The sequence below is a fragment of the Haloarcula ordinaria genome (assembly GCF_029338275.1).
Lineage (GTDB): Archaea > Halobacteriota > Halobacteria > Halobacteriales > Haloarculaceae > Haloarcula > Haloarcula ordinaria.
This window is the reverse complement of the sequence record NZ_CP119789.1, coordinates 1,326,505-1,345,326: the sequence shown is the minus strand read 5'-3', so window position 1 is coordinate 1,345,326 and position 18,822 is coordinate 1,326,505. Positions and strand designations below refer to the sequence as shown.

General features: G+C 67.6%; 20 protein-coding genes. 9 read left to right on the top strand and 11 right to left on the bottom strand.

Annotated elements, in window-relative coordinates; translation table 11 throughout:
- Nucleotides 1-40 precede the first annotated feature (40 nt).
- Genes P1L41_RS07100 through P1L41_RS07090 form a run of 3 tightly spaced genes read left to right on the top strand, consistent with a single transcriptional unit; the run spans nucleotide 41 to nucleotide 1,665 of the window.
- Nucleotides 41-685 carry a DUF7095 family protein gene (locus tag P1L41_RS07100; protein ID WP_379789155.1) on the top strand — a complete coding sequence of 215 codons (645 nt, stop codon included), beginning with the start codon at nucleotides 41-43 and terminating at the stop codon, nucleotides 683-685.
- 37 nt (nucleotides 686-722) lie between these two features.
- The gene (locus P1L41_RS07095; protein WP_276298165.1) at nucleotides 723-1,148 is read left to right on the top strand and encodes a CopD family protein; all 426 of its coding nucleotides are present in this window, start codon (nucleotides 723-725) and stop codon (nucleotides 1,146-1,148) included.
- Nucleotides 1,141-1,665 carry a DUF7965 family protein gene (locus P1L41_RS07090; protein WP_276298164.1) on the top strand — a complete coding sequence of 175 codons (525 nt, stop codon included), beginning with the start codon at nucleotides 1,141-1,143 and terminating at the stop codon, nucleotides 1,663-1,665. Before P1L41_RS07095 ends, P1L41_RS07090 begins: the two co-directional genes overlap by 8 nt.
- On the opposite strand, the gene P1L41_RS07085 is transcribed toward P1L41_RS07090, so the two are convergent.
- The 4 genes from P1L41_RS07085 to P1L41_RS07070 form a co-directional block, all read right to left on the bottom strand.
- Nucleotides 1,646-2,389: a class I SAM-dependent methyltransferase gene (locus P1L41_RS07085; protein WP_276298444.1), complete on the bottom strand. Its 744-nt coding sequence runs from the start codon at nucleotides 2,387-2,389 to the stop codon at nucleotides 1,646-1,648. The genes P1L41_RS07090 and P1L41_RS07085 overlap by 20 nt on opposite strands.
- A gap of 96 nt (nucleotides 2,390-2,485) precedes the next feature.
- Entirely contained in the window at nucleotides 2,486-3,319 is an 834-nt protein-coding gene (locus tag P1L41_RS07080) for a deoxyribonuclease IV (RefSeq protein WP_276298163.1), read from the bottom strand.
- 53 nt (nucleotides 3,320-3,372) lie between these two features.
- Complete coding sequence (locus P1L41_RS07075) at nucleotides 3,373-4,170, bottom strand: lipoate--protein ligase family protein (RefSeq protein ID WP_276298162.1); 798 nt, start codon at nucleotides 4,168-4,170, stop codon at nucleotides 3,373-3,375.
- A gap of 39 nt (nucleotides 4,171-4,209) precedes the next feature.
- A complete protein-coding gene (locus P1L41_RS07070; protein WP_276298161.1) occupies nucleotides 4,210-4,884 on the bottom strand; it encodes a helix-turn-helix domain-containing protein in 675 nt (224 codons plus the stop codon).
- Between the two features lie 87 nt (nucleotides 4,885-4,971).
- On the opposite strand from P1L41_RS07070, the gene P1L41_RS07065 reads away from it, so the two are divergent.
- The 4 genes from P1L41_RS07065 (at nucleotide 4,972) to P1L41_RS07050 (ending at nucleotide 8,679) form a co-directional block, all read left to right on the top strand.
- Nucleotides 4,972-6,612 carry an NADH-quinone oxidoreductase subunit D gene (locus P1L41_RS07065; protein WP_276298160.1) on the top strand — a complete coding sequence of 547 codons (1,641 nt, stop codon included), beginning with the start codon at nucleotides 4,972-4,974 and terminating at the stop codon, nucleotides 6,610-6,612.
- A 54-nt stretch (nucleotides 6,613-6,666) separates the two neighbouring features.
- Nucleotides 6,667-7,191 (top strand): peptide-methionine (S)-S-oxide reductase MsrA, encoded by a 525-nt coding sequence (gene msrA / locus P1L41_RS07060; protein ID WP_276298159.1) that lies wholly within the window; start codon nucleotides 6,667-6,669, stop codon nucleotides 7,189-7,191.
- The gene (locus P1L41_RS07055; protein WP_276298158.1) at nucleotides 7,188-7,616 is read left to right on the top strand and encodes an acyl-CoA thioesterase; all 429 of its coding nucleotides are present in this window, start codon (nucleotides 7,188-7,190) and stop codon (nucleotides 7,614-7,616) included. The genes msrA and P1L41_RS07055 overlap by 4 nt, the downstream gene beginning before the upstream one ends.
- Nucleotides 7,617-7,770: 154 nt before the next feature.
- Nucleotides 7,771-8,679, top strand: coding sequence for a serine/threonine-protein kinase RIO2 (locus P1L41_RS07050; protein WP_276298157.1), 909 nt, complete (start codon nucleotides 7,771-7,773; stop codon nucleotides 8,677-8,679).
- 331 nt (nucleotides 8,680-9,010) lie between these two features.
- Here the strand turns inward: P1L41_RS07050 and P1L41_RS07045 are convergent, their stop codons facing one another.
- The 3 genes from P1L41_RS07045 to P1L41_RS07035 all read right to left on the bottom strand — a co-directional run bounded on the left by P1L41_RS07045 (nucleotide 9,011) and on the right by P1L41_RS07035 (nucleotide 12,035).
- Nucleotides 9,011-9,847, bottom strand: a complete 837-nt coding sequence (locus P1L41_RS07045) for a DUF7537 family lipoprotein (RefSeq protein ID WP_276298156.1) — start codon at nucleotides 9,845-9,847, stop codon at nucleotides 9,011-9,013.
- Between the two features lie 71 nt (nucleotides 9,848-9,918).
- Nucleotides 9,919-11,001 (bottom strand): D-xylose 1-dehydrogenase Gfo6, encoded by a 1,083-nt coding sequence (gene gfo6, locus P1L41_RS07040; RefSeq protein ID WP_276298155.1) that lies wholly within the window; start codon nucleotides 10,999-11,001, stop codon nucleotides 9,919-9,921.
- A 71-nt stretch (nucleotides 11,002-11,072) separates the two neighbouring features.
- Nucleotides 11,073-12,035 carry a C-terminal binding protein gene (locus P1L41_RS07035; protein WP_276298154.1) on the bottom strand — a complete coding sequence of 321 codons (963 nt, stop codon included), beginning with the start codon at nucleotides 12,033-12,035 and terminating at the stop codon, nucleotides 11,073-11,075.
- A gap of 392 nt (nucleotides 12,036-12,427) precedes the next feature.
- On the opposite strand from P1L41_RS07035, the gene P1L41_RS07030 reads away from it, so the two are divergent.
- Nucleotides 12,428-13,018 carry a 50S ribosomal protein L15e gene (locus tag P1L41_RS07030; protein WP_276298153.1) on the top strand — a complete coding sequence of 197 codons (591 nt, stop codon included), beginning with the start codon at nucleotides 12,428-12,430 and terminating at the stop codon, nucleotides 13,016-13,018.
- A 289-nt stretch (nucleotides 13,019-13,307) separates the two neighbouring features.
- Here the strand turns inward: P1L41_RS07030 and P1L41_RS07025 are convergent, their stop codons facing one another.
- The 4 genes from P1L41_RS07025 to P1L41_RS07010 form a co-directional block, all read right to left on the bottom strand.
- Nucleotides 13,308-14,336, bottom strand: coding sequence for an NAD(P)-dependent alcohol dehydrogenase (locus tag P1L41_RS07025; protein WP_276298152.1), 1,029 nt, complete (start codon nucleotides 14,334-14,336; stop codon nucleotides 13,308-13,310).
- A gap of 38 nt (nucleotides 14,337-14,374) precedes the next feature.
- Nucleotides 14,375-15,526 (bottom strand): galactonate dehydratase, encoded by a 1,152-nt coding sequence (dgoD, locus tag P1L41_RS07020; RefSeq protein WP_276298151.1) that lies wholly within the window; start codon nucleotides 15,524-15,526, stop codon nucleotides 14,375-14,377.
- Between the two features lie 84 nt (nucleotides 15,527-15,610).
- The gene (locus P1L41_RS07015) at nucleotides 15,611-17,071 is read right to left on the bottom strand and encodes a rhamnulokinase (protein WP_276298150.1); all 1,461 of its coding nucleotides are present in this window, start codon (nucleotides 17,069-17,071) and stop codon (nucleotides 15,611-15,613) included.
- Nucleotides 17,072-17,080: 9 nt separating this feature from the next.
- Nucleotides 17,081-17,734, bottom strand: a complete 654-nt coding sequence (locus P1L41_RS07010; protein WP_276298149.1) for a class II aldolase/adducin family protein — start codon at nucleotides 17,732-17,734, stop codon at nucleotides 17,081-17,083.
- Between the two features lie 132 nt (nucleotides 17,735-17,866).
- Between P1L41_RS07010 and P1L41_RS07005 the strand changes: the two genes are divergently transcribed.
- The gene (locus P1L41_RS07005) at nucleotides 17,867-18,640 is read left to right on the top strand and encodes an SDR family NAD(P)-dependent oxidoreductase (protein WP_276298148.1); all 774 of its coding nucleotides are present in this window, start codon (nucleotides 17,867-17,869) and stop codon (nucleotides 18,638-18,640) included.
- Nucleotides 18,641-18,822 lie beyond the last annotated feature (182 nt).

Genomic DNA, 18,822 nt, shown 5'->3' with positions numbered 1-18,822 from the left:
AGCGTTTTGCCCGCGGCGCTACTACGAAGCGGCGATGAGCATGGACCGCGCGGCGGCCGTCGAGCGCGTCGAGGAGATCGTCCGGACCGTCGAGTCGGAGACGATGCCGGTCCCGGTGCGCGAGGTGTGGGTGTACGGCGACGTGGCGCTGGGGCTGGACCCGGTCGAGCGCCTGGACGTCTACGTGACCAAGGACATCCTGTTCCGGGACGCCCCCGAGCGCGCCGAGGAGTTCGAGGCGAGTCACGGCGTCGCCGGCGTCGGCAAGACGGTCCGGGCCGAGTGGGCCGACGAGTTCCCAGAGTACCTGCGGGCGAACGCGAACGGCCACGCTGCACCCGAGAAGTGTCTGGCGGCCCACCTGCTCCCCGACGACGAGCCGATTCACCTGGAGGTGTGTAACGCCTCGTTCGACGACAACGTCACCCAGCGGCTGAAGGGTGCGATGGCCCGTGAGGACTACGAGCAGATTCTGGACCCGCGCGGTGCCTGCCTGTGGGTGGACGGCGAGCGCTCGGCCGACGCCTTCCAGAAGTTGCGCGACGGTGAGTTCGTCCTGCCGACGCTCTCTGGGGCGCTGGAGATGCTGGGGATGGACGCCGAGGAAGCCAGCACGGCCGCCGACGCGGTGCGGGCCTATCGCGAGCGCCAGGAGGGCGCGACGGTGCGTGGCGACGTCGTGTAGGCTGACACTTTTGGGCCGGCGCACGTAGTGGCGAGCGATGGCCCCCCTGTCCCTCGCGATTCGAACCCTCCACGTCCTCACGATGGCGGTGCTGGTCGGCGGGACGCTCGCGGTGTGGTACGGCTACCGGAGCGGAGCGCTCTCTGACCTGACCCTCGCTCGACGGTACGAGTGGGGGTTCTGGGCGGCCCTCGGCGTCGTCGTCGTCACCGGTGTCGGGAACCTCGGCGCGCTCGGCGCGCCCGGGCCGGCGACGGCCTGGGGCCAGACCTTCCTCGTGAAACTGCTGGTCGTCCTCGCCGTCGTCGTCGGGTCGGCCGTGCGAACGCTCGCGGTCGTCCGCGCCGACGACGGCGGTCGCCGTCGGACCGCACAGCTGCAGTCCGTCGGCCGGCTGTACGGCGTGACGACCGTCTCGCTGCTCGCCCTCGTCGTCCTCGCGGAGGTGCTGGCGCATGGCTGACTGGCTGGCCGACGACGGCTGGACGCTGACCGCGTGGGCGCTGGGGACGGTCGACGTGACGCTGTTCGTCCTGGTCGCCGTACTCGCCGCCCACGCGAGCGGTGCCCTCGGTGACCTGCTCGGGGGGCTGAACACGGCCCTCGGCCTCGCCGTCTTCGGCTACCTCTGGCTCCTCGTGAGCCTCGCCGTCCGGTGGGTGCTCTCGGGGGCGACGCTCGCCGAGACGCGACTGCGGACGCTCGCACTCCGGGGGCTCGCTTCGGGGGCCGCCACAGGCATCACGTTCCTGCTCGGCGTCGTGGCCCTCGCGGTGGTCCCACGCGTGTTCACCACCTCCCTCGAACCGCTGTCGGCCGCACTGATAACGGTCTTCGGCATCGTCGTCGCCGCGCCGGTCGGCGCGCTCCTGGGGCTCGCGTTCGGCCTCCTCGACGTGGCGCTCTACCGGCTGGCCGGCTACGCCGTACCGTCGACGGGTCGGGAGGCGACGAAGCGCGCTACACCCGACCGACCGTGACGAAGAAGGGCGTGGTTTCGCGGCGCTCGTACTCGCCGGCCTGCATCTGCGTGACGACGTCGCGCCCCATCTCGCGCCACTGTTCGCGAAGCGCGTCGTATTCAGCGGGCGTCGTCTCGCCTTCGAGGATGGTCTCGCGGTCGGCCGCCAGCCCCTCGCCGGTCGCCTTGCGCTGTGCCGCCCGCACCGACGGTTCGTCGTAGGGCGGTTCGACGATACGGCGCTGGTCGTAGCGGCGCGTCGAGACCACCGCCAGACCGGCGGCTTCGAAGACGTCGGCCGTCGCCGCGCCCAGCGTCACGTCGGTCCGGACGCCGTCGAGGAAGTACTCCCGGGCGCGTCGGGCCAGAATCGGCTCGCTGTCGACGGTCGACTCGACGGTGACGGCTGCGTTGTTCGGCTCGATGGCCGCGACCCGGTCGCTCGCGACGCGGGCGAACTCCCGGACGGCCGCCTCTGGGTCGGGCAGGTTGATGAGCAGCGCCTGGCAGACGACCAGGTCGAACGCGTCGTCGGCGAAAGGCAGACGCGTGGCGTCGCCGCGGACGGTCGGCCCGGGAACCTCGGCCAGGAGCCCCGCGTCGGCGTCGAGTCCGACGACGGTCCCGCCGGTCTCCTCGCGGAGGACGCGCGTGAGTTCGCCGGTTCCACAGCCGACGTCGAGCACCCGCTGACAGTCGGCTAACCGGAGGTCGGACAGCGCCTCGCGGGAGTCGGCCCACATCCCCGTTCGGGTGGTCTCCAGGTAGTCGGCGGAGAATCGGCGCACACTCCCAGGCAGTCGGGTCGAGGGCAAAAGGACAGTGGTCGGCGGCGGGGGCTACTCCCCGCGCAGTTCGCGGACCCGCTCGATGTTCCACTGGAAGCTCTTCCCGTCCTCCGTGGGCGTCTCGAGCACCAGCGGAACGTTGGCGACGGCGTCGTGGTTGACGAACGCACGCATTCCGTCCTCGCCGATCTCGCCCTCGCCCACGTGGGCGTGTTCGTCCTTGTTGGTCCCGCAGGCGTGTTTCGAGTCGTTGAGGTGGACGCAGGCCAGCTGGTCGAGCCCGACCACCTCGTCGAACGCCGCGAGCGTCTCCTCGACACCCTCGGGCGTCGAGAGGTCGTAGCCCGCCGCGAACGCGTGGGCCGTGTCGAGGCAGAACTCGATGTCCTGGTCGGTCCGCGCCTGGACCGTCGCGAGGTGTTCGAAGTCGCCGCCGAGTTTCGTCCCGCTGCCGGCGTCGGACTCGACCAGGACGGTGACGCCGTCCGGCACGTCGAGTTCGTCGAGCGCGCTGGCGGCGTTCGAGAGGCCGCCGTCGACGCCCGCGCCGGTGTGGGCGCCGAGGTGGACGTTGACGTAGTCGATGTCGAGTTTGTCGGCCGCATCGACCTCCTTCTGCATGGAGTCGACGGACTTCTCGCGGAGGTCGTCTTTCGGCGTACAGAGGTTCACGAGGTACGACGAGTGGATGACCCACGGGCCGACGCCGTGTTCCTCGGAGAGCGACCGGAACCGCTCTGCTTCCTCGTCCTCGATGTTGGGGTCCTGCCAGACCTGCGGCGAGTGGGAGAATATCTGCCCGCAGTTGCCGCCGTACTCGACCTGCTCTTCGACGGCGTTGAACGCGCCGCCCGCGATGGAGGTGTGTGCGCCGACTCGTACCATGGTCCGGGGTCAGATTCCGGGCGGCAAAGAGGTTCCGGAGTCGGCGGGCCGGGTCACGGCGAGCGACGGACCCAGTCGTCGGACCGGTACTTCTCGTCGGCAATCTCACGAGCCCGGTCGAGCTCTGCGTCCGTCCAGCCGCCCTCGCTGGCACCGGCCCACTCGGCGAGCGTCGACCGGAGCGTTTCGACGGCCGTAGCCCGTGAGATGTCGGCGTACTCGTCTATCGCGCCGACGCGCTCGCGGAACCGGGCGGGGTCGGGGTCGCCCACGAAACAGCCGCAGTGGCGCTCGGGCCGCAGCGAAAAGGAGAGCGACCCGTGCTGGATGACGGCGTCGCGCTGGCGGTACTGGGCGTTGCCGCTCACCTTCCGGTCGTCGGGGCCGACGATGTCGTGGGCGGGGTGGAGCGCCCGCAGGTAGCACGCCGGATGGTAGATGGCCTCGCGCTCGGCGTCGACGAAGTCGGCGTCGACGCCCATCCCGGCGAACGCCGTCAGGACCGGTTCGCAGAACAGTTCGTAACACTCCATGAGGTCGCTCGGGACCGCCTCGGCGGGGGCGACGATACCGTAGGAGATGTCGCCGACCGCGTCGTGGTAGATTGCGCCCCCGCCCGTCGGCCGCCGGGTGACCTCGATACCCTCGCGGTCGCAGTAGTCCCAGTCGATGGTCTCGGGGTCCTGGTTGTAGCCAAGCGAGAGCGTATCCGGCCACTGGTACACTCTGACAGTGGCCGGGCCGCCGTCGGCCGCGGTCTCGGCGGCGACTTCCTCGAGGGCCATCGTCAGTGGCCCCGGGCGGCGCTCCTCGCCGACGACGCGCCACTCGAGGGCCGAAAGGTCGGTCATCGCCGGTGGTAGGTCGGGCGAGCGGATATGGATTGCGGGCTACGGCTGTCGAGTGTCGGTGTCGACGAGTCGCGCCATGACGCGGGCCTCTGCTTTCCGGAGGTGTTCGGCGGCGGTACTGGGTGTACAGTCCAGTCGGGCAGCCACCGCCTCCGTGGTCCCCTGTCGGGGGTCGTCGTAGTACCCACACTCGACCGCTGCCGAGACGGCTGCGAACTGCCGGTCGGTCAGCGTCGCGGCCGTATCCAGTCGGCGGCTCGCGTACGCGCCGACCTCCCTGACGTCGGCCGTGACCTCGTCGGGCAGCGCGTCCAGCGCGCGCTGGACCGTCCCGCCGGGCCCCACCAGCGTGAGTTCGACCGTCCCGTCGGCCCGGTAGGCGACGGGCGAGACGAGGACGAGGCCGACCTGCAGGAGCGAGTCGACGAGGTCGCGGTCCGTCTCTGAGGGGCGGTCTCTGACGTAGAGGAAGAACGTCTCGTCCGGACACGTCGAGATGGCGTACTCCACGACCGACTCCGCGCGCTCCAGGGCCGCCCGGTAGGGGTCGGGCGGGTAGCCGTCGACGTGAAAGAGCAGCGTCTGGACGTCCGCGCCGACCTCGTTCCCGCGTACGAGGTAGCTCGCCTCGTAGCCGTCGTGCTCCACGACGAACTGATGCATCGGATGGCGGTGGTCGGCGTCCATCGTGAGCGAGAGGCTGACGTACTTCACAGCGGGCGTTCGATCCCCCTCATAAAGAAGCCTCGCCGATGGGGCACCAGACCGAGGGGGTGGGGACGCGAAACGGGAGCAACCGAGATGTCACAGACAGCCCTCTCCGACGCTGCCGAGCCGACGTCGCTGATCGACCCCGTCCGCGAACACGTCGCCCGGGCCGACGACCACGAGAACGCCCCCGCAATCGTCGTTCGGGCCGACGAGGTCCAGGCAGTGCTGTCGACGCTCAAGACCGAGTCCGGCCTCGACCACTGCGCCTCCGTCACAGCACAGGAGTACGACGACCGCTACGAGTCCATCTACCACCTGCGCAAGTATGACGAACCCACGACGGAACTGTCGGTGGTCGTCCCGACCACGAAGGACGACCCGGGAAGCGAGTCCGCCGCGCCCGTCTATCCCACGGCGGCGTGGCACGAACGCGAGGCCTACGACCTCGTCGGTATCGAGTACGAGGGGCATCCGGACCTCCGGCGTATCCTGCTGCCCGAGACCTGGCAGGGCCACCCGCTCTCGCAGGACTACAACCAGGACCAGCCACAGATCGTCACCTACCGCGAGCACGAGCGTATCCTCGAAGACCGGCGGGCGGGACCGGACACCCTACACCTGAACGTTGGGCCCCACCACCCGTCGACCCACGGCGTCCTCCATCTGGAGGTGTCGCTGGACGGGGAACAGGTCGCCGACGTCGAGCCCGACATCGGCTTCATCCACCGCTGCGAGGAGCAGATGTGCCAGTCCAAGACCTACCGCCACCAGATTATGCCCTACCCCGACCGCTGGGACTGGAGCGGGGCCGGCCTCCTGAACGAGTGGGCCTACGCCCGCACCGCGGAATCGCTCGTCGACATCGACGTCCCCGAGTACGCACAGGTCATCCGGACGATGTGCGGGGAGTTCTCGCGCATCCTCGGCCACCTGCTCGCTGCCGCGACCTACGCGCTGGACGTCGTCGGCGAGTTCACACCTGTCTTCCAGTGGGGTGTCCGCGACCGGGAACTGGTCCAGGATATCCTCGAGGACCTCACCGGCCAGCGCCTGATGTTCAACTACTTCCGGCTTGGTGGGGTCGCGTGGGACCTGCCCGAGCCCCGCGAGGAGTTCTTCGAGAACATCCGGACGTTCCTCGATGGCCTCCCCGAGAAACTCCAGGAGTACCACACGATGCTCACCGGGAACGAGGTCCTGCAGGTTCGCACGGTCGACACCGGCCACCTCCCCGCGGAGACGGCCAGGGCCTACGGCTGTACCGGGCCCGTCGCTCGCGGGTCTGGCGTCGACTACGACCTGCGGCGCGACGACCCCTACGGCTACTACGACGAGCTCGACTGGTCGGTGGTCACCGAGGACGAGGGCGACAACTTCGCCCGCCTGCTCGTCCGACTCAGGGAGGTCGAGGAGTCCGCGAAGATAATCGACCAGTGCGTCGACCTGCTGGAAGACTGGCCCGAGGCCGACCGCGAAATCCAGGCGAACGTCCCCCGGACAATCCGCCCGGAGTCCGACCGGGAGATCTACCGCGCCGTCGAGGCTGCGAAAGGCGAACTGGGTATCTACATCCGGACCGACGGCACCGAGACACCCGCCCGCTTCAAGATTCGCGGCCCGTCGTTCTCGCACGTCCAGGTGCTCCCCGAGATGGTCCGCGGGGAGTACGTCCCCGACCTCGTGGCCACGCTCGGCAGCCTCGACCCCATCATGGGCGACGTGGACCGGTGACCACGACAGGGGCCGCCGAGGTTGTTTTCTGTCTCGCGCGCCTATTCACGTCAGATGACCGAACAAGCAACGTTCGCCGGCGGCTGCTTCTGGTGTACGGAATCCGTCTTCAAGCAGGTCAAGGGCGTCACGGACGTCGTCTCGGGCTACAGCGGCGGCCACGTCGCCGACCCGAGCTACGAGGCCGTCTGTCGCGAGGAGACCGGCCACGCCGAGTGCGTCCAGATCACCTACGACCCCGACGTGGTGGGCTACGAGGAACTACTGGCGGTCTTTTTCACCACCCACAACCCGACCACGCTGAACCGGCAGGGCAACGACGTCGGGACACAGTACCGGTCGGCCGTCTTCTACCACGACGACGACCAGCGCGAGACCGTCGAGGCGTTCATCGACGACATCCAGCCGGGCTACGACGACGACATCGTCACCCAGGTCGAGCCCATGGAGACGTTCTACCCCGCCGAGGCGTACCACCAGGACTACTTCGAGAAGAACCCCAATCAGGCGTACTGCCGGATGACGATTCCGCCGAAACTCGAGAAACTCGAGGAGAAACACGCGGAGCTGCTGGCGTGACCTTCGAGTTCACCACCGAGGTGGCGGTGCGGTACAAGGACATCGACAGCTACGGCCACGTCAACAACGTCACCTACGGCACGTACCTCGAAGAGGCCCGTATCGACTACTTAGAGGCCGTCGTCGGTCGGGAGAACAGTTCGAGTCTCCTGTCGACCGGTGCGGACGGTGGCACCGGTATCGTCATCGCCAACCTCGAAATCGACTTCGAGCGGCCGGTGACGATGACCGACAGCGTCACCGTCGGTGTCAGGGTGGCCGGGATGGGCGAGAAGAGCTTCGTCCTCGAGTACGAACTCCGGGACGACGGCGCCGTGGCCGCGACCGGCGAGACGACGGTCGTCACGTACGACCGCGACGAGGAGGCCCCACGGCCGATTCCCGCGAGCTGGCGGGAGGCGATAGCCGAGTTCGAGGCGCTGTAGCCGAATTTTCGTCCGTTTCGAGTGTTCGCACCGTCGCCCACAAGTGACGAGGCCGTCCTGCGAGCGGGCGTTTTGATATAGCAGATGTCGATTTATCGGCCGAATCCCGGCGAACGCGTCGCCCTTTTACGAGTTGGGCGTTAAGAGCCCGCTAATGGTCCAGAACGTCGCTTCCGTGATGGCCGAACTGGAGGCCGAGGACTTCCACCTGCTGTCTGGCGTTGAACAGGGGATGCGGTTCTCCGAGTTCGTCGACCGGGGGAAGCTCACCGACTTCTCCGGCCTGACCGCGGAGAACGTCGACTACCGACTGGACCGCTGTGAGGACCGGGGCCTGATCGAACGCAAGACCATCCAGTACGAGGGGTTCAAACTCACCTTCGAGGGTTACGACGCGCTCGCGTTACACACGTTCGTCGAGCGCGATACCATCGAAGGCATGGGCGCACCCCTGGGAGTGGGCAAGGAGAGCGACGTCTACGAGGTTACCTCGTACAAACCCCTGGCGCTGAAGTTCCACAGGGAGGGCTACACGAACTTCCGGGAGGTGATGCGCGAGCGGGACTACACCTCGGACCGCGACCACGTCTCCTGGCAGTACACCGCCCGAAAAGCCGCCGAACGGGAGTACGAGGCCCTGGAGACGCTGTATCCCGACGTCTCGGTCCCCCAGCCCATCGACGCGAACCGGCACGCCATCGTGATGGAGAAGGTCGACGGCGTGGAGCTCTCCCGGACGGGACTCACCGACGAGCAGGTCGTCCCCATCTTGGAGCTCGTGCTCGAAGAGATGCAGTCGGCCTACCACGAGGGGTTCGTCCACGCGGACATGAGCGAGTACAACGTCTTCGTCACGACCCAGGGCGTCGTCGTCTTCGATTGGCCCCAGGCGGTCCCGACCGACCACGAGAACGCTCGCGAACTACTAACGCGTGACGTGGACAACATCGTGAGCTACTTCGGCCGGAAGTACCCCGCCATCGTGGGCGGTGTCGACGTCGAGGGCGTCGCCGACGCGCTCGCCACAGAGACCTTCGAGGCGCTGGCTCCGTTCCTCGATTGAGCGCAGATTTCGGTGTTTCCTGGGACGACGGTACCTGAGTGACGACTTCAGCGCCGCTCGAGTCGACACTGATAAATCCTATATCGCGATATCAAATCTGATTCGTGAACGAATGCACGCACACAGCAACCCGGCAGTCTGTGGGCGCTTCGCGGTCGAAATCGACGAGAACGGATTACACCGGCCGGTCATAGGCAGGAGCCACTCGCTCGACCGTGCAGTCCGATAGCGGGCAGGGACGACCGGCGGTCCCCACTGCGAAGTCCAGATTGCGTTTCAGTGCCAGACGCTGGGATGGAAAACAGAAATCGTCTGGCCTATCGAAATCGCGCTACCCCTGACTCTGTGCGCGGGCCGCGTCGAGCCAGTCGGGGTCCTCGACCGACGTCGTACCGACGTCCGTCACTGTGTAGCGCCAGCCGGCCGAGACGGTCTCTCCGGCTTCGGTTTCGCCGTTCACCGTCCACTCGGTGGAGCGGGCCAGTCCGTTCTGGTCGACGAGGACGACGACGGTGAAGTCGGTGACGGTGACGTTCTGCTCCGTGCCGAACGTCCCGGTGCCGTACTGCTGCCAGACCGCCGGGTCGGAGTAGACGAAGCGATCGACCGTGTCGCCGTCGAACGACTCGGTGCCGGTGAACTGGGCGTCGTCGAACTCGTCGTAGCCGGTGATTGCCCTGGCGAGTGCGTTCTCGACCAGGTCGGTGTCGTCCGGTCGAACCTGGAAGAACGACTGCTCCCCGTCTCCGAGCTTCGTGTAGGCCATCCCGTCGGCGTAGAACGTCTCGAACTCGACGGCTTCGGCCTCGCCGTCGATGGAGAACGACTCGTGGGAGCGCTCGGTGTCCAGGTCGACGACGTAGGCGCTCGACATCGTGGCCTCCGTTCCGTTGGCGTCGGTCATCGTGAACGTCCAGGTCGCGGTGAAACTGCCGGCATCGCGGAGCGCTTGCTCCGAGTCAGTCACGGCGAACGACTGGTCGGCGCTGTCGTCCCCGCTCCCGCTCGACCCGGCGTCACCGCCCGAGCCGCTCGCGCTGTCGCCGTCTGAGCCGTCACTGCCCCCGGCCGCGCCGTCGCCACCGTCTTCGGAGACAGCAGCGCCGCCACAGCCCGCGAGCAGCACGACCAGTGCCACCAGAACTGTCAGAACGGTACTGGAATTCATCACGCTAGAGACGGGCCCACACCTGATAAGATAGTACGGTTGATACGAAAGGGAAGCGTCCGGCTACGAACTCAGATTTCGGTGTCGATGTCGACGCGCGACCCGCTGTCGGCGGCCTCGTGGACAGCCTCGATGGCACGCATGTCCATCAGACCGTGTTCGCCGTCGAGGGAAACAGGCGTTCCGTGGGCGAAACTGTGGCCGGCGTAGTCGAATATCTCGGTCATCTGGTTCACCTGTGGCGTGTCGAACGCGACCGTCTCCTCGCCGACGGTGACCGAGAGACCGGTCTCCAGATGGAAGGCCGGGTCGAGGCGGAGACTGCCCTCGGTCCCTGTGATCTCGAGGTGGCTGCCTTTGTGGGCGTTTTGACTCGTCGTACAGGCGGCCATGACGTCGTTGTCGAAGGTGAGCGTGAACGACGCGTGCTCGTCGGGGACGTCGTCGAAAGCGGGATGGGTCGAGCGCATCGTGGCCTGAGCGCTGACCGGGTCGGCATCGAGCAGGAACCGGGCGGTGTTGAGCGGGTAGATGCCCAGGTCCATCACCGAGGTGCCGTAGCCGGTCAACGCGCTGTCGAGCCGCCACTGGTCCTCGTTCGGGTTCATCTCGAGGAGTCGCTGGTAGTTCGCCCCGTGAACGTACCGGGGTTCGCCGATGACACCGTCGCGGATGAGTTCTCGCGCGCGTCGGACGGCGGGTTCGGTCTGCATCCGATAGCCAATGGCCAGGTCGACGCCGTGGTCCGCACACGCAGCGACGAGGTCGGCGGCTCGTTCCGTCGTCGCCTCCATCGGCTTCTCACAGAGGACGGCTTTCCCGTATTCGGCGGCGCTGCGGGCGTACTCGAGGTGGAAGGCGTTCGGCGTCGCGATGTACACCGCGTCGTAGGCGTCCGTGGCGGCGCCGTCGTGGAAGTCGTCGTAGGAGATCCCGTGGCTCGCAGTCGGGACGTCGGCGGCGACGCGCTGGGCCTTCTCGGTGGTGCTGCTGACCAGCACCGTCACCTCGCAGTGGTCGCTCGACTCGATGGCGGGGATAGCCTCGTCGATAGTCCACCAGCCGAGCCCGACGAGGGCGAATCTGACCGTGCCCTCGGTGGTCGTCTGCCAGTCACGGTCGTCGAAATCAGCGAGATACGATTCGAGAGACATGCTCCGAGGTTCGCTGACGCCGCGTAAAAGCACCGCGAAAGGCGCTTCGCAACCGGCGGCTCCCTCCAGCTCTAGAGCCAGTCGGTGTCGGGGTCGATGCGGTCCGGCGGCGTCTCGCCGGCCAGCGCGGCGCGGACGTTCTCGGCGACGGTGTCGTTCAGCGCCTCGCGCGCCTCGACCGAGTACCAGCCGGCGTGGGGCGTGATAATGCAGTTGTCCAGCGCGACCAGTGGGTCGTCGTCGGCCGGCGGCTCCTCGCGAAGCACGTCGAGTCCGGCGGCCGCGATATCGCGGCGTTCGAGGGCCGACGCCAGTGCGTCCTCGTCGACGAGGCCGCCGCGGCCGGTGTTGACGAGGACGGCGTGGTCCTGCATCGCCGCGAGCGCGTCGGCGTCGACCATCCCGCGCGTGCCGTCGGTCAGCGGCGCGTGGAGGGAGACGTAGTCTGCCCGCGTGTAGAGGGCCGCGAGGGCCACCTTCTCGACGCCGTCGTCGGCCATCGTCTCGGCGTCGACGTACGGGTCGTACGCGACGACGTCGAGGTCGAAGCCCCGGAGCCGGTCCCGGACCCGCCGTGCGATGGGGCCATACGAGACCAGTCCCAGGGTGCGGCCGGCAACCCGGTGGAGCGGGCGACTGCGTTCCCAGCCCCAGTGTCCGGCTTTCACGTCGCGGTCGTATCCGGTGACGTTTCGGATGCAGTCGAAGAACAGCGCGACGGTGTGGGTCGCGACCTCGTCCGTACAGTAGTCGGGCACGTTCGTGACAGTGACCCCGTTCTCGGCGGCGGCTTTCACGTCGACGTTGTCGACGCCGACGCCAGCCCGCGCCACGACCTCGAGGGCGTCGAGTTCGTCGAGGACCCGGGCGGTGACCGGCGTGTTCACGTCGACCACGAGCCCGGTCGCGCCGCTGGCCGCCGCTACGAGCTCGTCCTCGTCGCGCATCTCCGCGGCGACGACTGCCGCTTCCAGTGCCTCGTCGAGTCGTGCGACGTCTATCATCGGGTCGTCGCTGGCGACCACTCGCGTCATGTGACGTCCCTCGTGTCGCCGTCATATAACGGCTCGGCGGCGTTCTCAGCCGGCTGGAATATTCACGATTGACCGTGAGTGGCCGTCGTCGCCAGAAGTCGATGCGTTCGCCCCGACCCAGAAGCCGTGACGTGGTCTTACCGGCTCGGAGTGTTCAGGATGACAGTCGGCCCATCAGTATAAACCGTATACCGGGATAGGAAATCGCACGTTGTGGGCCCCGAGTGTGAGAGGGCCACATCCCCGGAGCCAGTTCGAACCGTTTAAGCCGCCGAACCCAGAACAATCGGTAACTCGCTGGACGACGGGCACCAGCGGGCACCTGCGTGTGCAGGTCGGGATGTGAGGCCGCGCGGGCGGCCTTGAACCACGCAACGCCCGTGGTGATAGACATGGCACGAAGTGCATACTCGTACATCCGAGACGCCTGGAAGAACCCGGGCGACGGCAAGCTCGCAGAGCTCCAGTGGCAGCGACAGCAGGAATGGCGCAAAGAGGGTGCCGTCGAGCGCATCGAGCGCCCGACCCGCCTCGACAAGGCCCGCTCGCAGGGATACAAGGCCAAGCAGGGTATCGTCGTGGCGCGCGTCTCCGTCCGGAAGGGCGGTGCGCGCAAGCGCCGACACAAGGCCGGCCGGCGCTCGAAGCGACAGGGCGTCACCCGCATCACGCGCCGGAAGGACATCCAGCGCGTCGCCGAGGAACGCGCCGCGCGCGTGTTCACCAACCTCCGGGTCCTCAACAGCTACTCCGTCGGCCAGGACGGCCGACAGAAGTGGCACGAGGTCATCCTCGTGGACCCCGAGCACCCGGCCATCCAGAGCGACGACGACCTCAACTGGATCTGTGAAGACCACCAGGCCGACCGCGTCTTCCGCGGTCTGACCGGTGCCGGCCGCCGCAACCGCGGCCTCGGCAAGAAGGGCAAGGGCGCAGAGAAGACCCGGCCATCCCTGCGCAGCCAGGGCGGCAAGGGCAAGTAACGCCGACCACGCGGTCGTCGATTTTTGCGGAATAGTACGGGACGGAGCGAGCGACGCTAGCGCTGGGAGAGCGGGATATCCGGCTTCAGGTGGTACTCGAACGGGACAGGGGCAATTCGAGTGGTGTTTCGCTACATTCAGGCAGTCGAATTCGAACGTTCACCACCAGTCAGGGGACGTTTCGCAGAATCTGTCTCTCGATTCTGAGCGGAAATAGACCGAAGACTAGTATCGGACAGTATATCTACAGATACGCCACCAGATACGACCACCCGCGGCGAGTGGCGACTTAGTCGAGCGATATCATCCCTTTCACGACGTCGGGTTCCATCGCCCGCTGGAAGGCGTCGTCGATGTCCGCCAGCGGCGACTCGAAGTCGACGATGCCCTCGACGTCGACGACGCCGTCGGCGAGCAGGTCGACGGCCGCGTCGTAGGTGTTCTTGTAGCGGAACGATCCGTGGACGTCGAGCTCGTTGTCGATGATGTCGAGGACGTCGAGGGGAATCGTCGCCTCGGAGGCGAGGCCGACGAGGACGACGGTGCCGCCCCGGCGGACCACGTCGAGCGTGCTCTTGATCGACGGCTCGGCGCCCGAGGCTTCGATGACAACGTCCGCTCCGGCGCCGTCGGTGTAGTCGTCGACGGCCGCCTCGAGGTCCGTCTCGGTGACGTCGACGGTCAGGTCGGCACCGCGTTCCTCGGCGAACGCCAGCTTCTCCGCGACCACGTCGGTGAGGATGACGTCGGTCGCGCCCGCGGCGCGGACGGCCTCCATCACCAGCAGCCCGATGGGGCCCGCACCGGTGACGACGACCGTATCGCCGGTCCCGACGTCGCCGCGCCGGGCGGCGTGGATACCGACCGACAGCGGTTCGCAGAGCGCCCCCTCGGTGGTGGAGACCTCGTCCGGCAGCTTGTATGCGTAGTCGGCCGGCCACGAGACGTACTCGGTGAAGGCGCCGTCGTGTGGCGGCGTCGCCATGAACGTGACCGCCTCACAGAGGTGGTAGTCTCCGCGCTTGCAGTGGCCACAACGGCGACAGGGGACGCCGGGTTCGAGTGCGACGCGGTCACCGGCCGTCAGGTCGGTGACGTCCTCGCCGACGGCGACGACCTCGCCGGCACTCTCGTGGCCGAGGACAAGCGGGTTCTCGACGACGTAGTCACCGATGCGACCGTGCTGGTAGTAGTGGACGTCCGACCCGCAGATGCCGACGTCGCGAACGGCGACGAGGACCTCGTCGGGGTCGGGCGTCGGTCTGGGACGGTCTTCGAGTTGGAACTCCGTGGGTTGGACTAGCACTGCGGTTTGCATATCGAAACGGAGGGTGCAATCCTACTAAAAATCAGGGGTCACCACTCGGCGACGCTCCCGTCGGCGTGGTGCCAGACGGGGTTGTACCAGTTGACCTCCGCCTGGGCCTGCTCCCGGACGGTGTCCTCGTCGACCTCGATGCCCAGGCCCGGGCCGGTCGGGCGCTCGACGTAGCCGTCCTCGAACTCGAAGGTCGCGGGGTCCTCGAGGAGGCCCAAGCGCTTGCTGGTCTCCGGGTCGTGCACGCCGAGGTCCTGTTCCTGCATCACGATTCCCTGGGCGCTGAAGCCGACCTGGAGGTTGGCCGCAAAGGCGATGGGGCCGAGCGGGCAGTGCGGGACGACCGCAACGTCGAAGGCTTCGGCCATGGAAGCGACCTTCTTCAGTTCGCTGATGCCGCCGACGTGCGTGACGCTGGGTTCGATGACCGAGACGGCGTCCTCGACGAACAGCCGCTTGAAGTCGTACCGGGAGTAGAACCGCTCGCCGGTCGCGATGGGGACGGTAGTCTGTTCGCTGAGGCTCGCGAGCAGCTCCGAGTGCTCCGGGAGGACGGGCTGGTCGACGAACATCGGGTTGTAGGGTTCGAGCCGGCAGACGAGTTCGCGGGCCATCGACTTCGAGACGCGGCCATGGAAGTCGACGCCGATGAAGCAGTCGTCGCCAACCGCATCCCGGATAGCGCTGATGCGTTCGAGCGCGTGGTCGACCCCGTCGGCGGTCTCGAGCGGGCGGAACTTCCTGGCGATGTTGAACTTGAACGCGCGGTACCCCCGGTCGTACCCCTGTCGCGCCGACGCGGCGATATCCTCCGGGTCGTCGCCGCCGATCCACTGATAGACGAACATCCGGTCGCGGACGTGTCCACCCAGCAACTCGTGGACCGGGGTGTCGTGGTGTCGCCCCTTGATGTCCCAGAGCGCCTGGTCGATACCCGACAGCGCGCTCATCAGGACCGGGCCGCCGCGGTGGTAGCCCCCCTGGTAGAGCTTGCGCCAGTGGTACTCGGTCCGACGTGGGTCGCGACCGAGGAGGTGGCCCTCGACGAGTTCGACTACCGCCGCCCGCACGGTCTCGAGTCGCCCCGGGAGAATCGGCTCTCCCCACCCGACCAGGCCGGTGTCGGTCTCGAGTTTCAGCAGTAACCACCGGGGCGGGACGGCGAACAGCTCGTAGTCGGTGATTTGCATGCCCCTACTTACGCGAGAGACTACTTGAAAGGACAGGCCCGGTGACGGCGAAGCGAAGAGCGGTCCGACGGCGGAAGACGGACGTCAGTCCGCCGAGAGCGTCCGAAGCCGGGCTTTCGCCTCGGCCCAGTCGTCGCCGGCCGTCGGCTCGTAGGTCGTCGTGGCGAACGTCGATTCGACCAGCTCGCGGCCCGCCGACACGTCGTCGAGCGTGCCGGCGGCGACGCCCTGCACCAGGAGGTTGCCGATGGCCGTCGCCTCCACCGGTCCGGCGACGACCGGGCGGTCGACGGCGTCGGCGAGGAGTTGGCAGAACAGGTCGTTCCGGACGCCGCCACCACCGAGGTTGATGCGCGACGGCGGGTCGTCGATGACCGAGACCAGTTCGTCGAACGCGAGCGCCGTCTTCGCCACCAGGCTGTCGACGAGACAGCGGACAACCGCCCCTGGACTCTCCGGGACGGGCTGGTCGGTGCGGCGGCAGTACGCACGGATCTGGTCGGGCATCGGCTCGTCGATGCTGAACGCGTCGGCGTCGGGGTCGACGAGGGCAGCGCGGGCCGGGGCGTCCTGGGCCGCCGAGAGGAGGGAGTCGTAGTCGGTCGGTTCGCCGGCGTCTGCCCAGGCGTCCCGGCACGCTTCGAGCAGGAAGAACCCGTTGACGTTCTTGAGGAGGCGGACCGTCTCGTCGACACCGAGTTCGTTCGAGAGCTCGGCCTCGAAGGCCGCGTCGGTCCGCAGCGGCTCGGTCCGTTCGACGCCCAGAATGAACCACGACCCCGTGTTCAGGAACGCGCTGTCGTCGTCGAGCGGGAGGCCGGCCACGGCCGCCGCCGTGTCGTGACTCGCCGTCGACACCAGTTCCGGCGTCGCGGACAGCGACGCGGCCACGTCGTCGGCGACGGGGCCGAGCGACTGTCCCGGCTCTTCGAGGTCGGGGAGGAGGGCCGTCGGGAGCGAGAGCGCTTCGAGCAGGTCCGTCGCCCACGCGCGTCGCTCGGGGTCGACCATCTGCGTCGTCGACGCGACGGTCACCTCGCCCGTCTCGCGCCCGCCGAGGAGCGAGGAGAGCAGTTGCGGCATCGGGAGGAGCACCTCGGCCCGTTCGAGCAGGTCCGGCTCCCGGGCCGCGAGCGTGTACAGTTGCCAGAGCGTGTTCGGCGTCGCCCAGTTGGTGATGCCGGTCTCGTCGAACAGGCGGCGCTTGCCGACGGCCTCGAACACCTCGTCGCGCTCCGCCGTCGCCTCCGGGTCGCGGTACGACGTCGGGAGGCGGAGGACCTCGCCGTCCGCGACGAGGCCGAAGTCGAGGCCCCAGGTGTCGATGGCGACCGTGTCGACGCCGCCGGCCTCCCTATCCGCCGCCCGGATACCCTCGACGATGCGGTCCCGGAGCGCGTCGAGGTCCCAGACGTACCGCCCGTCGCGCTCGACGGGGTAGTTGTCGAACGAGTGGACCTCGGCCACGTCGAAGTCGGTGGGTGTCAGGTCGCCGAGGTACACCGTCCCGCCGCTCGCCCCGATGTCGATAGCAACGTGTTTCATGGCCTGATGTTACTGCCCGTAGCCGTCGAGTTTGCCCGCGAGGTGCTCGATCTCGTCGTCCGGGAGAATCTCCGGGTCGCCGATGGCCCGCGCCTGGTGGTGGATGCGCGCGCAGTACTCGACCATCAGCGCGACGGTGTAGGCGTCGTCCAGGGAGTCGTCGGCGGTCAGGACGCCGTGGTTGCGAAGGAGCGTCGCGTTGAACGAGTCACCCAGTGCCTCGACGGCCACCTCGCCGAGCTCCTGGGTCGCGTGAGTCCGGTACTCTGCGACGGGCACCTCCGTCCCGGTAAACGAGATGAGGTAGTGGGAGGCCGGGATGGGCTCGCCGAGCGAGGCGAACGTCGTCGCGTAGGGCGAATGCGTGTGGACGACACCGCCGACCTCCGGGCGTTCCTCGTAGACAGCCAGATGCATCGGGAGCTCCGTCGAGGGGTCGAACTCGCCCTCGACGACGGTGCCGTCGGTCCGGACGATGGGGACGTCCGCCGGGGTGATCTCCTCGTAGGGAATCCCCGAGGGGCTGATTGCGACGTGGTTCTCGTCGATGCGAGCACTCAGGTTCCCGCCCGTGCCCGTCGTCAGGCCGTCTTCGAGCAACTGACGGCCGTAGTCACAGATCGCTTGCTTGACGTCGCTGTCGGATTGCGCCGAATCAGTCATGGTGCGAACCTCTCACGCACCGAGTAAATGTACTTCGGTCTGGAAGCGTTCGGCGGGAGAGACACCCGAGAGCGGTGAGACGAGGCTGCACTAAACTTAAGGTCGACCCATCACCTCATTGAGACAGATGCTATGAGCGTACTCGAGAACCTCTCCCTCGACGGGAAGACTGCTATCGTCACCGGCGCGGCACAGGGCCTCGGCAAGCAGATGGCGACCGGCCTCGCCGAGATGGGCGCCGACGTCGCTATCGCGGACATCAACCACGAGAAAGCGACCGAGACCGCGGCGGAGCTGGACGGCGAGACGGACGTCGTCGCGGTCCAGGTCGACGTGACCGACGAGGCGTCGGTCGAAGCGATGGTCGAATCGGTGACTGACGAGCTGGGACCGATAGACGTGCTCGTCAACAACGCCGGCGTCCCCGGCAACGCCCCGGCCGAAGAGATGAGCTACGAGCTGTGGCGGAAGGTCATCTCGGTGAACTTAGACGGCGTGTTCCTCTGCTCGAAACACGTCGGCCAGCAGATGCTCGACCGAGGCGAGGGGCGAATCGTCAACATCTCGTCGATGTCGGCCATCGACGTCAACGTTCCGCAACCCCAGGCGGGCTACAACGCCTCGAAAGCCGGCGTCTCGCAGTTGACGAAGTCAATGGCCGTCGAGTGGGCCGACCGGGGTGTCCGTGTCAACGCCATCGCGCCGGGGTACATGCGGACGGACCTCGTCGACGAGGTGCTCGCAGAGAACCCGGCGATGGAGGAGACCTGGCTGGAGAACACGCCGATGAGACGGCTCGGCCGTCCCGAAGAACTGCGCGACCTGGTCGTGTATCTGGCCTCGGACGCCTCGTCGTTCATGACCGGGTCGGTCGTGACGATGGACGGCGGCTACACCAGCCGTTGAGACGCGAGGCGCTTCTTCGGCCGTCACTCAATCGGGCAGTCGCGACACCCGTCGCGCCGCCCGGTCGACAGACCGCTGTTACTCTCGAGTCCGAACGGCGTCTGAAGCTGTCTGAGGCCCGGCGTCGAGAAGCCCGCTCGGTCACGGGCAGTCGATGCGGGAGGCTCGGTGGGCAGCAGCCA